Raw genomic sequence first — 14,199 nt, forward strand, 5'->3', positions numbered from 1 at the left:
TCTCGAAAGGTCGGGCCGCCGCCCGCGTGGAGCATCCTTCGAGGCTTTTTGCGTTCCGCAAAAAGCGCCTCAGGACGGGGGATCGTTTTCCTACATCACCAAAAGCTCTGCGGATCGACGTCCACCGCCACGCGCACGCCGCCGCGCTCCTTGGGCGCCGCCGCCAGCATGGCGCGCAGATAGGCCTGCAGATCGGCGCTTTTGGGCGCCTTCACCAGCAGGCGGAAACGATAGCGCCCGCGAATGAGCGAGATGGGCGCCTCGGCCGGGCCGAGCACGACGATCTCATCGGCCTCCGGCAGGCCGCCGGCCGGGGCGACGCGATAGCGATCGGTGGAAGGCAGCGAATGCCCCGCCCGCGCCAGAGCGCGCGCATGGGTCTCGGCGGCGCCGGCGTCCTTGGCCGAGACGATCAGCGCCGCGAGGCGCCCGAAGGGCGGCAGGCCGGCGCGCTCGCGCAATCGCGTCTCCTGCGCGTAGAACGCCTCCGCCTCGCCGGAGAGAATGGCGCGAATGACCGGGTGGTCGGCTTGCCAGCTCTGGATCAGCGCGCGGCCGGGCTTCTCGCCGCGGCCGGCGCGGCCGGTCACCTGGTTCAGCAGCTGAAACGTGCGCTCGGCGGCGCGGGGATCGCCGCTGCCGAGACCGCTGTCGGCGTCCACGACGCCGACCAGGGTGAGAAAGGGGAAATTATGCCCCTTCGCCACCAATTGCGTGCCGATGACGATATCGAAAGAGCCGGCTGCGATCTCGGCGAGCTCGCGGCGCAAGCGCTCCTGCCCGCCGGGAAAATCCGAGGAGAGCACCAGAGTGCGGGCGTCGGGAAAGAGGATCGCCGCCTCTTCGGCGAGCCGCTCGACGCCCGGCCCGCAGGCGGTGAGCGAATCCTCCGCCTCGCATTCCGGGCATATGTGCGGGCGGCGCTCGACATGGCCGCAATGATGGCAGACCAGCGCGCGGCGAAAGCGATGCTCCACGAGCCAGGCGTCGCAATTCTCGCAGCGGAAGCGATGGCCGCAGCTGCGGCAGAGCGTGAGCGGCGCATAGCCGCGTCGATTGAGGAAGAACAGAACCTGCTCGCCGCGGGCGATCGTCTCCTGCGCCTCCGCCACCAGCCGCGGCGCGAGCCAACGTCCGCGCTCCGGCCCATTGGCGCGCATGTCGATCGCCTCTATGCGCGGCATGGGCCTCGCGTTGGCGCGGGCGGTGAGGCGCAAATAGCCATAGCGGCCGCTCTGCGCATTCACGCGCGTCTCGATGGAAGGCGTCGCCGAGGCGAGCACGATGGTCGCGCCCTCGAGCCGCGCGCGCACCACCGCCATGTCGCGGGCGTGATAGGCGACGCCATCCTCCTGCTTATAGGCGGCCTCATGCTCCTCATCGACGACGATGAGCCGCAAATTCGAGAAGGGCAGGAACAGCGCCGAGCGCGCGCCGGCCACCACCTTCACCTCGCCCAGGGCGACGCCGCGCCACAGCCGCGCGCGCTTGCGCTCGGAGACGCCGGAATGCCATTCGGCGGGCTTGGCCCCGAAGCGCGCGGCGAAACGCTCGAGGAATTGCGCGGTGAGCGCGATCTCCGGCATCAAGACCAGCGCCTGCCCGCCCGCGCGCAGAGCCGCCGCGACGGCCTCGAAATAGACCTCCGTCTTGCCGGCGCCGGTGACGCCCTCCAGCAGAAAGGGCCGATAGCCGCCCTGCTCCACCGCGCTCGTCAACGCCTCGGCGCCCGCGAGCTGCTCGGCCTCCAGCGGCGCGCGCGCGAAATCGGGATCGAGCGCCGCGGCGACGGGCTCGGGCGGCAGAGCGACGGCCTCGAGCGCGCCGGCGTCGACCAGCGCGTCCACGACGCCATTGGAGCAGGCCGCCGCACGGGCGAGCTCGCCCTTGGAGAAAGTGAGGCCGCCCTCCGCCGCCTCTATGACGCGCGCCCGCGCCGCCGTCATGCGCTCGGGCGGCGGGCCGGAGAGCCGATAGCCCACGCGGGGCGTCTCCGGCGCCGCCTCCTCCACCGCGCGCGTGGCGAGGCGCAGCGCCATGCCGCGCGGCGCCAAGGTCCAGCGCGCCACCCAATCGACAAAGCCGCGCAATGTCTCGCCCAGCGGCGGCCGGTCATATTTGGCGATGACGGATTTGAGATTGCCCGGCCCGGCGCCGCCCGCCGGCGCGACCGACCAGACGACGCCGAAGGATTTGCGCGTCGAAAGCGGGACCTCGACGCAATCTCCCGGCGAAAGGCGCAGCGCCGGCGGCGCGTAATAGGAATAGGCCATATCGACGGCCACCGGCAGCAGGATCTCGACGATCTGCGCCCCTTCGCTCCTGTCCGCCTCGCCGTTCATGGCGCTGTCTTAGAGCGTTTTCGAGCGCGTTGGGAACCGCTTCACGCATGATTTTCGCGGAACGCTCAGCGGGCGGCGATCCGTTCCGCCGCATCGCGGCGGGGCTGGGCGAATTTCGTCCGGCTCCGCTCGCTCACCGGCTTATTGAGCGCCGGCTTGTCGATCGCGGGCATCACGTTCGCGGGCTTGACGGCTGCGGGAGGCGCTCCCACATCTAGCTCGCTGGTGAAATAGCGGGTCAATTCGGAGACGATCATCGACTTCACATCGGCGCCGAGCGCGGTGACGACGACACGATAGCAAGCGCTCGGAGGGCCATAGACGTCATGCGTCTTTTGAGCGATCAGATCGTCCCGCCGCGTGATCTCGATCAGATTTTTCTCTTCCAGCGATTTGTCGATGACGGCGAAGAGGCGCGTTCGCGCATCGGCTTTTTCATAGTCGCATTTGATCGCATCGGCGCCGAGCTTGTCCATGCCGGAGGCGTCGAGCGGGAGGAGATGGATCAGCCGCTCCACCTCGCGCGGCCCGAGGTTGCGCGCGCGGGCGACGAGATCATCCGTGGAATTCTTTTTCGCGCCGAGATCGGGATTGATCTCGAAAGCCTTTTGCCCGAGCGCGAGCTTGAAATCGCCGATCTCGACCGACTGCACCTTGGAGAGCAGCATCAGCGCCGAGTCGGGCCGCTGATAGACGAAGGCCCCGGCGGCGGCGCTCGGCCCGCCGATCGCCGTCACCAGGGCCACGCTCTTGAGAAAATCGAAAAGGTTCTTGGCAATATCGGTCATCGCAATGCTCCGTCGCAATGTCTCTCGTTCGTCTCGAACGCTGAGATATTGCGGGAGCGCGCGCGGGATTTCTGTGCTCGCGCGCACGAGCCGATGAACGAAGCGTTAAGAAATCGGCGCGGGCCGGCGCCCCGGGGCGTGCGCGGGCCGGGCGCGCAAGAGATCGATCTCCTTCGACAGAGGTCCGCTGCGATCGAATGCGAGCTGCGCGAGCGGCGCGATGAGCGTGTGGCGCGCGCCGCCGCCAAAGGCGAATTGCGTGACGCACATCACCGATTCGCCGGTCTCGAAAATAGAGGTGACGATGCAGTCGGGCGGGAGCTCGCCGGTGTGAGCGAGGGATTGCGCCTTGCGCCGAAGAAGGGGACGCATCCGCGCGCGGACCGGCAGATAGAGCGAAAGGTCGCGCCAGCTCTTATGAGCGTCACGCGAAATATGATCCATCTCGAAATCTCCTTCGCGCAAATCTCTCATGATCCGAGCGTCGACGATGACCGAACGCGCCATCATAGGGCGAGCGCCTGTCACCGTCCTGTCGGGAGAGCGTATCGTCGAAGGAATTTTTGGAAAAAATCATGTTACGCGAAGGTTACGCGAGGTTCGTGTGAGCTTCGTGAAATATTCGCGTTATGTTGTACGCGTTATTACGGAGATCGGCGGCGCGGCTGCTCCCGCGCCGCGCCCAGGACCGCCGCTCAGACGAGCATGGCGGCCGGATGCTCGATCAGCCGCTTGAATTCGGCGAGCAGCGTCGCGCCCAGCGCGCCATCGACGGCGCGGTGATCGACCGAGAGGGTGACGCTCATGATCGTCGCCACGGCGGGCGCGCCATTTCTGGCGATGATGCGCTCCTCGCCGGCGCCGACGGCGAGAATCGTCGCATGCGGCGGATTGATCACGGCGGCGAAATTCTTGACGCCGAACATTCCGAGATTGGAGACGGCGGTGGTTCCACCCTCATATTCATTGGGCTTCAGCTTGCGCTCGCGCGCCCGCCGCGCCAAATCCTTCAGCTCGGTCGCGATCTCGCGGAAATTCTTGGTCTCGGCGTTGCGCACGATGGGCGTCACCAGCCCGCCCGGGATGGAGACGGCGACGCCGACATCGGAAGATTTGTGCTTCAGCATCGCCGTCTGCGTGAAGGTGACATTGGCGTCGGGAACATGTTGGAGCGCCAGCGCCATGGCCTTGACGATAATGTCATTGACCGAGACCTTCCACTCGGGCTCGCCATTCGCGCCCTTGGGCGCGGCGCTGTTGTAATCCTCGCGCAGACGCAGCAGCGCGTCGATCTCGCAATCGGTCTGCAGCGCGAAATGCGGAATGCTGCGCACCGCCTCGACCATGCGCCGCGCGATCGCCTTGCGCATCGAATCATGCGGAACCTCGGTGAAGGAGCCCGGCGCGAAGAGCTGGCGCACCACGGCGTCCGACATTCCGGTCGGCGCCTCGATCATCGGGGCCGAAGACGCCGCCGCCACGGGCCGCGCGCCTGAGCCGAGCGCCGATTTGACATCGCGCTCTATGATGCGGCCATGCGGGCCGGAGCCCTTCAGCGCGGAAAGATCGAGCCCGCCTTCCTTGGCCAGCCTGCGCGCCAAGGGGGAGGAAAATTCGCGTCCCTCCGGGCCACTCGCGCTCGTTCGAACATCACCCGAAAGCGCCATCTTAAACGTCCTCAGCTCGAACATTCTCGGGTGGCGGCAGAAGAATCGCTTCGTCACCAGGGGGCAACGAAACGCCCTCCTGGCGAGCCCGCGAACGACTGATAATTTTCATCATGTCTTTGACCTCATCCACGAGCGGCTTGGCTTTCTTTGCCATGTCTCCAGCTACGAAAGCGATGTCTCCCATGAACGCAAAAAACCGATCAGTTCGAGTTCCATACTGATCCACCTCAGATGACAACGCATTTAATCTGTCGAGCAATGCATTTTTCTTGCGAATATCTAAATCACTCTCGTGTATCAACAAACGTATTTTCCGAATGTGCTCTTGTATTTTTTGCTTCTCATTCGCATTTAAAGTGGCGATACCAAAACTTTCTTGGTCGATATCGAGAGCAACACGAGACATTGCATTTTCGACATCTTCTAGTATCGAAGCCTCAGAAAGCAAAATTTCCGATCGCACGATCCTATTTGCGGCAACAACAACATCATCACTGCTAATTTCCATAATCCTCTTTTCCTGAATCTTGACAACTATATCGTATTTCTGTATAAATCTTGTCATGAATGAATAAATAGCTACGCTATCCCGTTGGTCAAAGGTGCGTATTTGCTCGATTGCAGATAAAATATTTCGAGCAAACGTCAAAATCGCAGCATTAGGCTCTCTTGGCAAACCGACCAACAATCGGCTTAACAGCGATTCATCGACCATCGGAGTGGCACCCGTCAGATTGCCTGCTTTATCTATAAAGAACGGCCTTCGCCGCCGCGATCACCTCGGCGACGGAAGGCAGAGCCAGCTTCTCGAGATTGGCGGCATAGGGCATGGGCACATCCTTGCCGGCGACGCGCAGCACCGGCGCGTCGAGATAATCGAACGCCTCCTCCTGCACGCGGGCGGCGATCTCCGCGCCTATGCCGCATTGCGGCCAGCCCTCCTCCACCGCGACACAGCGGCCGGTCTTCCGCACCGATTCGATGATGGCGGGAACATCCATCGGCCGCAGGGTGCGCAGATCGACGACCTCCGCCTCTATCCCCTCCTTGGCCAGCGCCTCGGCGGCGGCGAGACAATGGGCGACGCCGATGGAGAAGGAAACCAGCGTCACATCCGTTCCCGGCCGCGCGATGCGCGCCTTGCCGATCGGAATGAGGAAATCCTCGAGCATGGGCGTATCCCATTGCTTGCCGTAGAGAATCTCATTCTCGAGGAAAACCACCGGGTTGGGATCGCGAATGGCGCTCTTCAAGAGCCCCTTGGCGTCGGAGGCGTTGGAGGGGGCGACGACCTTCAGCCCCGGCACTTGCGAGAACCAGGCCGCATAATCCTGGCTGTGCTGCGCGGCGACGCGGGCGGCGGCGCCATTGGGGCCGCGAAAGACGATGGGGCAATTGATCTGCCCGCCGGACATATAGAGCGTCTTGGCCGCGGAATTGACGATGTGGTCGATCGCCTGCATGGCGAAATTGAAGGTCATGAACTCGCAGATCGGCCGCAGCCCGGCGAAAGCGGCGCCGACGGCGAGGCCGGCGAAGCCATATTCGGTGATCGGCGTGTCGACGACGCGGCGCGGGCCGAATTCCTGCAGCAGCCCCTGCGTGACCTTATAGGCGCCCTGATATTCGGCGACCTCCTCGCCGATGACGAAGACATTGGGATCGCGCCGCATCTCCTCCGCCATGGCGTCGCGCAGAGCTTCGCGCATGGTCATGGGGATGAGCGTCGTATCGGCGGGAATTTCGGGGACGGCGACGGCCGGCGAAGGAGCGGCGGGCTCGGCCACAGTCGCCGGCGCAGCGGGAACGGAGGCGGCGACGGCGGACTCCTGCGGAGCGGAGGCCGGAATATCGGGCGCCTTCGCCGGCGCAGGCGCGGCGGCCTCGACCGGAGCGGCCGGCGTCGAAGGCGGAGCTTCCACGGGGCCGACCTCCTCGCCCTCTTCGGCGATGACGGCGATGGGCGTGTTGACGGCGACATTCTCGGCGCCGCCCGGCACGAGGATGCGGGCGAGCACGCCCTCGTCCACGGCCTCCACCTCCATCGTCGCCTTGTCGGTCTCGATCTCGGCGATGACATCGCCGGCCTTGACCTTATCGCCTTCGTTCTTGAGCCATTTGGCGAGCTTGCCCTGCTCCATCGTGGGCGAGAGCGCCGGCATGAGGACGTTGATGGTCATGGATGAGCGCTCGCGAATTCCTCGGGCGCCATAAACTCGACGCCGCAATAGGCCCCGAGCTTCTCCGCCTTGTCAGGTTGAAGATAGATGACGTTATCACCGTCCCAGATCAGGAAGCGTCCAACGGCAGAAGGTGGGAGGGCCGCATCGAGTCCTTGGACGAGCGCTCGAAGATTGGGCCATTTGGGTTCGTTCTGTCGCAGATCGAATGAAGTAGCCTGCGTTCCCTTTCGCAGTGTCACAATGAGCGAGGCGCCGGTCTCGATCGGAGCCTCGCCTTCCCTCCATTCGTCCGCCGATCGCTCCGATGGACCGAGGAAAACCTCACTTCGATAGCCATTTGCCCGATTTTCGATGCTCACTGAATCGACAATCCAGTCGTGGCCCGTCAAAGCGACGAGATTGCAAGCCATTTCGGCATATCGCAGCAATCCCACGCCATCTGTGTCGGAGTAGTCGATTTGTTCATGAAAAGAGTTTTCGAATACAATAGTTTCGTTTTCGTCCTCAAAGTCGACGACGCTGAAGAACGCCATACGAACCCAGTCGTCCGGGGAAAAAGTCTTTGGAACAGATTGTCCAGACTCGATCTCCGCTATGTCCTCGGCCAACTCTGATAAGCGCCCCTCGTATTCTGCGCTAAAGCGTAGGCCGAGCCCCGCAAGCTCCTCGAGCGCTCTTTGAAAGTGTGGAGCGTCGTCATCCGAAAGGACTCGGCAATCGTCCGCGACAGCGGGCTTAGCCGGCGCGGACACGGGCTGCGGCTTTCCTCGAAACCATCCAAACATCGCCGCCTCCTCACACCACCACATCCGTCCACAATTCGCTCGGATCGGGCTCTGGATCATTGGTCGCGAAATCCGCCGCCTCGGAGACGATGCGGCGCACGGCGGCGTCGATCTGCTTCAGCTCGTCCTCGCTCGCTCCGCCGGCCAGCAGACGGGCGCGCACCTGCTCGATCGGATCATGCTCCTCGCGCACGCGCTGAACTTCTTCCTTGGAGCGATATTTCGCCGGATCGGACATGGAATGGCCGCGATAGCGATAGGTCTGCGCCTCGATGAGGAAAGGCCCCTTGCCGGCGCGGCACCAGTCGAGCGCCTCGCGCGCGGCGGCGGCGACGGCGCGCACATCCATGCCGTCGATCTGCCGGCCGGGAATGTTGAAGGCCGTGCCGCGCATCGAAAAATTCGACTGCGCCGAGGAGCGCTCCACCGATGTCCCCATGGCGTAGCGATTATTCTCGACGATGAAGACGATGGGCAGCTTCCAGAGCTCCGCCATGTTGAAGCTCTCATAGACCTGCCCCTGATTGGCGGCGCCGTCGCCGAAAAAGGTCAGCGAGACGGAGCCGTCGCCGCGATAGAGATCGGCGAAAGCGAGGCCGACGCCGAGCGGGGCCGGCGCGCCGACGATGCCATGGCCGCCATAAAAATTCTTCTCGCGCGAGAACATATGCATGGAGCCGCCCTTCCCCTTGGAATAGCCGCCCCGCCGCCCGGTGAGCTCCGCCATCACGCGCTTCGGCTCCATGCCGCAGGCGAGCATATGGCCATGGTCGCGATAGCCGGTGATGAATTGATCTGTGGATTTCGCCGACATTCGCGCGCCGACGACCACCGCCTCCTGGCCGATGTAGAGATGGCAGAAGCCGCCGATGAGGCCCATGCCGTACATTTGGCCGGCCTTCTCCTCGAAGCGCCGGATCAGCAGCATCGCCCGATAGGCGGAAAGCTCCTGCTCGCGCGTGAAGGCCAGAATGCCGCCCTCGGCCTGCGCGCCCTCGGCGGCGCTGGCCACATCGGCGATTTTCGCGTTTCTGTCCGCTGCCGGCATGGCCGCCCATCCTCGTCGTCGTTGGACATTATCTGGGAGCGTGTGAGGCGTGAGCGAGCCCTCGTCCCTCCCGCATCGCGCGAGGGCTCCGCCTTCGGCAGAATAGCTCGAGCGCGTGACGAAAACGAGCGGTCTCGCGGCGCTGTCCTCAGCGGCGCGCGGGCGGCGCGGGGGGCGTAAGAATCACAATGTCGTTGCGATGCGCGCGGCCGAGCACCAGACGCGCCTCCTCGTCCAGAATATCGGCGTCGACGACGTCGCCGCGCACCAGCGCGAGCTTACGCTCCCATTGGGCGCGCTCGGCCTTCAGCCCGCCGAGCTCTGCGCGCAGCTCGGCGATGCGCTGCTCATATTCGACGCCGGTCTTGAGCCCGCGCTGGCCGTTGACGCCGTGCCAGACGAAATAGCTCGCCACGAGCCCCGCCGCTCCGTAGAGCAGCAGGGGGATCACAAAGGAGCGCAGAACATGACGAGCGAACATGCCGCCACTTTGCGCGAACATTGTATAAGCGTCGTTAACGGCCTGGGTCTCGCCGAATCGGCGATCAGCGCCGCCCGCGCGCGACCCGCTCGATCTCCGCGCGCACGAGGCGCTCGACGAGATGCGGCAGATTGTCGTCGAGCCATTGCTTCAGCATGGGCCGCAACATGTCCTGCGCATAACGCTCGATGAGATCGGCCTCGCTGATGACAATGCTCGCCGCCAGCGCCTGGAAATGCGCGCCGATCGACATGGCCGCGTCGGTCGAGACGAGCGGCGTGGGATCGCTGTCATTGGCCGGCTCCGCCGGGCTCGGCTCGATGCTCGCGATCATCTGCTCCTCGACCGGCTCATCCGCTATGTCCTGCACATAGGGCTCCTCGGCCGCCGCGACGACGGGCTCGTCGAGCGTCTCGTCCACGACCTCCTCGGCCGTGTCCTCGGACCAGCGGCTCTGATCGGACGATTCGGGAGCCGGCGCGGCTTCCGCCTCGGGAGCGGCTGCCGGCCGCAGCCAGAATTCGGCGGGCTTGGCGGGCTCGACCTCGGGAACGGCGACGGGAGCCGGAGCCGGCGCGGCGGCGATCGGCGCAGGAGCCGCGGGACGAGCGGCCACGGGCGCGCGCAAGGCGGGCGCAGGCGCGGGCGGCGCCTCCTCGCGCTGCGGCGGCTCGGCCGGGCGCTTCTCCTTGTCGCGCCTCGCGGCCGGCAAAGCGTCGTCGTCGGCGATGATGCGCCGGATCGATGCGAGGATCTCCTCCATCGACGGCTCGTGCGACCGGCGCTCGGCGTCGAGCGCCGGCGCGGTGATCGAAGCGTTCATTGCGCTCATGAGATGTGCTGCTTCCCGTCTCGCGGCGACGGCTCCGCAATATCATCGCCGCGCGCTATTCTTCTCCGCTCACTTCGAGCGTCGAGTCGCATCATCGGATGATTCCCCCCTTTGGTAAAACCACAGGGGTTGTGCGTAAGGGTGTATGCACACGATTTTTTACGCAGCGCGGCTTCGTCGCGCGGCGTTCAGCGCTCGGCGGGCGAATCGACGCCGATCCACATGCCGCGCACCTGCTCGAAATGCGTCGTCGGATCATAAGCGACGACATCGAGCTTCAAGCTGTCGGCCGAGAGGCGCCCTATGGAGCCGAGCGCCGCGTAAGACGCGACGACGCGATCGCGCTGCGCGATGATGAGCGAGACGCGCGCATTGAGCAGCGCATATTGCGCATTGAGCACATCGAGCGTGGTGCGCTGTCCGACCTGCGCCTCCTCGCGCACGCCGCGCAGAGCGATTTCCGCCGCCTTGACAGCGGCTTGGCCGGAGACGATCGAGGCTTTCGCCGTCTCCAGCTGCGCATAGCTGGAGACGACGCTGGCGCGCACGCTGTCGCGCTGCAGATCGGCGTTGAAGCGCGCCTGGCCCAATTGCTCCTTGGCCTGGCGAATCGACGCGTATTCGGCGCCGCCCTGATAGATCGGCACGTCGAGCCGTCCGCTCGCGCCGGCGGAAAATTGCCGGGTCGCGGGCGAACCGAGAAAGGAATCATATTGCTGTGAGAGCTGCGCGGAGACCGAGAGAGTCGGCGCCAGCGCGCCTTCCGCGACCTTCACCGCAGAAGCGGCGACATCCACCTGATGTTGCGCGGCGACGACGCCCGGATGCTCGACGATGGCGACGGCGATGGCCTGATCGAGCGATTTCGGCAGCAGCGATTCGACCGATTGCGCCGGCTGCAGATTTTTCGCCTCGGCGCCGATGATCTGCCGATAAGTGGCGACGCTGGTCTTCAATTGCCCTTGCGCGCCATAGAGCTCGGTGCGCGCCTGAGCGAGAGTCGATTCGGCCTGGGCGACATCGGTGCGCGTCACCTCGCCCACTGCGAATCGATCGCGCGTGCGCTCGAGCTGCTGCTCCAGCACGGCGACATTGTTCTTGCGCAGATCGAGCACCGCCGTGTCGCGCAGAACATTCATATAGGCGGTGGCGCCGTTCTGCAGCGTCGCCTGCTCGGTGAGGCGCATCCCCTCGCGCGCGGCATAGACGCCCGATTCGGCCTGGCGCACGGAATTGCCGGTGCGGCCGCCGTCATAGAGAGTCTGCGACAGGCTCAGCGTCGCGCCGCGCGGATAGCCGACATATTCGTCGTACATATAGGTGCGCTGGCCGGTCTGCTGGCTGCGGCCGGCGGGAATCTTGATGTTGGAATTCTGCGGCCCGGCGCTCGCCGAAATGCTCGCCTTGGGACGCATGCCGGCGGCGGCCTTGGGCGCGTCCTCGTCCTTGGCGCGCACATTGGCGCGCTGCTGATTCATATCGGGATTGCCGTGATAGGCGCGCGCCAGCGCCTCCTTCAGCGTCTCCGCGCCGGCCGCGGACGGAGCCGCGAGGCCGAGGACGAAAAGCCACAGCCCGAGCCAGGACGACGGACGCAATTCGACGATACGCATTCCACAAAGACCCGCTCTGGAACAAAGCGCGCCCGGCGCTCGACGAAAGCGCGGGGCGAGCCCTACGGCCTACTCACGGAACACGACGCTCGAAACAGGGCGATTCCAAGCCGAAACGACGAAGGCTTTGGAACGCTCGCCCTCAGAACACGAAACCCGGCGCTTTTTCAAAGCCCTCCAGAACAGGCGCGGAAGCGTCGAACAGAGCGCGCGCGCCGGCCGGGGCGCCGCCGGAGCGATCGAAACGGGTGACGGCCCAGCCGGAGTCCGGCTCCGCCTTGGCGATGGCGAGCAGGCGGCCGTCGGGGGTGAGCTGCTCGAAGAGACGATCGAGGCCCGCCTCCACCGCGCCCTGCACGATGATGACGTCGAAGGGCGCGGCGGCAGGAACGCCGGCCGCGAGCGGGCCGGTCTCGACGCGCACATTGGCTGCGCCGATGAATTGCAGATAGGAGCGCGCCGTCGCCGTGAGGCGAGCGTCGTCCTCGAGGGCGACGATTTCGCGCGCCAGCGGCGACAGCAGCGCCGAGGAGTAGAATGTGCCGCCGGCGATGTCGAGCACGCGATCCGTCTCGCGAACGCCGGCGTCCTGCAGCAGGCGGGCGAGCACCAGCGGCGGCAGCAGCGTCCGGCCGGGACGGCCATGCTCGTTCTCGAGCCGCAGCGCGAGATCGGAATAAGCGAGCGGAGCGAGGTCGTGCGGCAGGAAAATCTCGCGCGGCACGGTGAGGAAGCGCCGCAGCAGCGGCAGATCCGTCACGTCGAATGTGCGCAGCTGCCGCTCGACCATCGTCTGGCGCAGGGCGGCGGTCGCCGCGCCTTGTTGCGAATTCGTCTCTGCGTGGAGCTCAGCAGCTTCGGCCATCGACCTTCCGGCGTCGCGCCGGCCTCTCGCGGGGGGTCTCGACGACGGCCGCCGGTCCGCCGCGGGCGCCCCGCCTCATGAAAGACGCCAAAATTCCAAAGAAGGCGTTCGGACGGGCCGGCTCCTCTCGCCGAACGCATTCGCTTCGCCGCGCTGCAAGAGCTCGGCCGTGCGCTTTATAGGTTCGCGCCGCGCCCATGTCCATGGCGGCCCGGCGCCTTCCCCTCAATTCCGCTCGAGCTCGCCGAGCAGAGCGCCGGCTGGATCGCCCTCGGAGAGCGCGCGCATCTGCGCCAGCGTGCGATTGTCCAGCACATTGGCGATAGCGTCGCGCGCCTCCAGCATCAGCAGGCGCACGGTGCAGCGGGCCTCGTCCTCGCAATCGTCACAGCGGCGATAGACGGTGCGGCTGGCGCATTGGATCGGCGCCAGCGGCCCGTCCAGCACTCTGATGATGTTCCCGACCCGCATGTCCTGCGGCGCGCGCGCCAGCGTGTAGCCGCCGCCCTTCCCTTTCTTGGAATGGACGAAGCCGGCGTTGCGCAGCTCGCCGAGGATGGCGTCGAGAAATTTCTTGGGGATTTGATTCGCCGCGGCGATATCGGTGACGAGCGCCGTCCGCCCCGGCTCGAAGCCGGCCAGATAGACCATCGCCTTCAATCCGTATTTCGCTTTCTTCGTCAACATCGAGCGGCGTCTCCTCGCATCCGCCTCGCCGGCGTCAGGGGTTAATTATTCTCCGGCGAACGGATTCTACAGCAAAATGGCGCCATTGCGCGGTTATTGTCCACTGGCGACCCGCTCGCCCGGGGTCCAGCCGCGCGGAGCCGAATGATGATTTTCTTCTACAGCCTATAAAACACATCGAAAAATCGCAGCCGAACGCCCCTTCGCCGGCCGCGCCGCCCTCCAGGCGCCAATTTCGCGGTCGGGAGCGGGATTGGTAACGCTGGCGTCACAGCCCGGCCCATCCGGCTCGAGCGCAACTTCTTACCTTGACATGTTATAGTATTTTTGTGGACTATAGGAAAATCATTCTCGAAAGCCACGGGACGCGCCATGGACGCCATCGACCGCCACATTCTTTCGATACTTCAGGAGGACGCCTCCCTCTCCATCGCCGACATAGCGGCGCAGGTCGGGCTGTCGCAAACCCCCTGCTGGAAGCGCATTCAGCGGCTGGAGGCGAGCGGCGTTCTGCAGGGCCGGGTCGCCCTGCTCTCGCCCGAGAAGCTCGGCCTCGGCCTCAGCGTCTATGTCTCCATCGTGGCCGGCGAGCATTCGGACGCCTGGCTCGACCGTTTCACCGGCGCCGTCGCGGCCATGCCGGAGGTGGTGGAGTTCTATCGCATGGCCGGCGACGTCGACTACATGCTGCGCGTGGTCGTGTCCGACATGGTCGCCTTCGACGAATTCTACAAGCGGCTGATCGCGATCGCGCCTCTGCGCAATGTCGTGTCGCGCTTCGCCATGGAACGGATCAAGGCGACGACCGCGCTGCCGCTGGAAACCGCCCCGCCCATCGCTTTTCCCCGCGCGCGCCGGGTGGCCGAAGAAGCCATTGCAGGATAAGCTCTGCGGCAAGCGCGTCA

The 14,199-nt window shown here is 65.3% G+C and carries 14 protein-coding genes; 1 reads left to right on the forward strand and 13 read right to left on the reverse strand.

Annotated features, from left to right (window positions below; translation table 11 throughout):
* Nucleotides 1-95: 95 nt before the first annotated feature.
* The 13 genes from METLW4_RS0110085 to METLW4_RS0110145 form a co-directional block, all read right to left on the reverse strand.
* Complete coding sequence (locus METLW4_RS0110085) at nucleotides 96-2,342, reverse strand: primosomal protein N' (protein ID WP_018266081.1); 2,247 nt, start codon at nucleotides 2,340-2,342, stop codon at nucleotides 96-98.
* A 65-nt stretch (nucleotides 2,343-2,407) separates the two neighbouring features.
* Nucleotides 2,408-3,130 (reverse strand): hypothetical protein, encoded by a 723-nt coding sequence (locus tag METLW4_RS0110090; protein ID WP_018266082.1) that lies wholly within the window; start codon nucleotides 3,128-3,130, stop codon nucleotides 2,408-2,410.
* 105 nt (nucleotides 3,131-3,235) lie between these two features.
* Complete coding sequence (locus tag METLW4_RS0110095; RefSeq protein WP_157235042.1) at nucleotides 3,236-3,574, reverse strand: hypothetical protein; 339 nt, start codon at nucleotides 3,572-3,574, stop codon at nucleotides 3,236-3,238.
* 251 nt (nucleotides 3,575-3,825) lie between these two features.
* Complete coding sequence (locus METLW4_RS24570) at nucleotides 3,826-4,731, reverse strand: 2-oxo acid dehydrogenase subunit E2 (protein WP_018266084.1); 906 nt, start codon at nucleotides 4,729-4,731, stop codon at nucleotides 3,826-3,828.
* 67 nt (nucleotides 4,732-4,798) lie between these two features.
* A complete protein-coding gene (locus METLW4_RS27755; protein WP_157235044.1) occupies nucleotides 4,799-5,515 on the reverse strand; it encodes a hypothetical protein in 717 nt (238 codons plus the stop codon).
* Nucleotides 5,516-5,543: 28 nt separating this feature from the next.
* Nucleotides 5,544-6,980, reverse strand: a complete 1,437-nt coding sequence (locus METLW4_RS0110110; RefSeq protein WP_018266086.1) for a pyruvate dehydrogenase complex E1 component subunit beta — start codon at nucleotides 6,978-6,980, stop codon at nucleotides 5,544-5,546.
* Nucleotides 6,977-7,768 carry a hypothetical protein gene (locus tag METLW4_RS26445; RefSeq protein WP_157235046.1) on the reverse strand — a complete coding sequence of 264 codons (792 nt, stop codon included), beginning with the start codon at nucleotides 7,766-7,768 and terminating at the stop codon, nucleotides 6,977-6,979. The genes METLW4_RS0110110 and METLW4_RS26445 overlap by 4 nt, the downstream gene beginning before the upstream one ends.
* A 10-nt stretch (nucleotides 7,769-7,778) precedes the next feature.
* Nucleotides 7,779-8,816, reverse strand: coding sequence for a pyruvate dehydrogenase (acetyl-transferring) E1 component subunit alpha (gene pdhA / locus METLW4_RS0110120; RefSeq protein WP_018266088.1), 1,038 nt, complete (start codon nucleotides 8,814-8,816; stop codon nucleotides 7,779-7,781).
* A gap of 148 nt (nucleotides 8,817-8,964) precedes the next feature.
* Entirely contained in the window at nucleotides 8,965-9,318 is a 354-nt protein-coding gene (locus METLW4_RS0110125) for an FtsB family cell division protein (RefSeq protein WP_018266089.1), read from the reverse strand.
* A gap of 43 nt (nucleotides 9,319-9,361) precedes the next feature.
* Nucleotides 9,362-10,129 (reverse strand): PopZ family protein, encoded by a 768-nt coding sequence (locus tag METLW4_RS0110130; RefSeq protein WP_371212324.1) that lies wholly within the window; start codon nucleotides 10,127-10,129, stop codon nucleotides 9,362-9,364.
* Between the two features lie 188 nt (nucleotides 10,130-10,317).
* Nucleotides 10,318-11,742, reverse strand: coding sequence for a TolC family outer membrane protein (locus tag METLW4_RS0110135; RefSeq protein WP_018266091.1), 1,425 nt, complete (start codon nucleotides 11,740-11,742; stop codon nucleotides 10,318-10,320).
* Nucleotides 11,743-11,884: 142 nt separating this feature from the next.
* On the reverse strand, nucleotides 11,885-12,607 hold the full coding sequence (locus tag METLW4_RS0110140; RefSeq protein ID WP_018266092.1) for a protein-L-isoaspartate O-methyltransferase family protein: 723 nt from the start codon (nucleotides 12,605-12,607) through the stop codon (nucleotides 11,885-11,887).
* 225 nt (nucleotides 12,608-12,832) lie between these two features.
* Nucleotides 12,833-13,294, reverse strand: coding sequence for an RrF2 family transcriptional regulator (locus METLW4_RS0110145; RefSeq protein WP_018266093.1), 462 nt, complete (start codon nucleotides 13,292-13,294; stop codon nucleotides 12,833-12,835).
* A 372-nt stretch (nucleotides 13,295-13,666) separates the two neighbouring features.
* On the opposite strand from METLW4_RS0110145, the gene METLW4_RS0110150 reads away from it, so the two are divergent.
* Nucleotides 13,667-14,179: an Lrp/AsnC family transcriptional regulator gene (locus METLW4_RS0110150; RefSeq protein WP_018266094.1), complete on the forward strand. Its 513-nt coding sequence runs from the start codon at nucleotides 13,667-13,669 to the stop codon at nucleotides 14,177-14,179.
* The last annotated feature ends 20 nt before the right edge of the window (nucleotides 14,180-14,199 follow it).

The organism is Methylosinus sp. LW4 (assembly GCF_000379125.1).
Lineage (GTDB): Bacteria > Pseudomonadota > Alphaproteobacteria > Rhizobiales > Beijerinckiaceae > Methylosinus.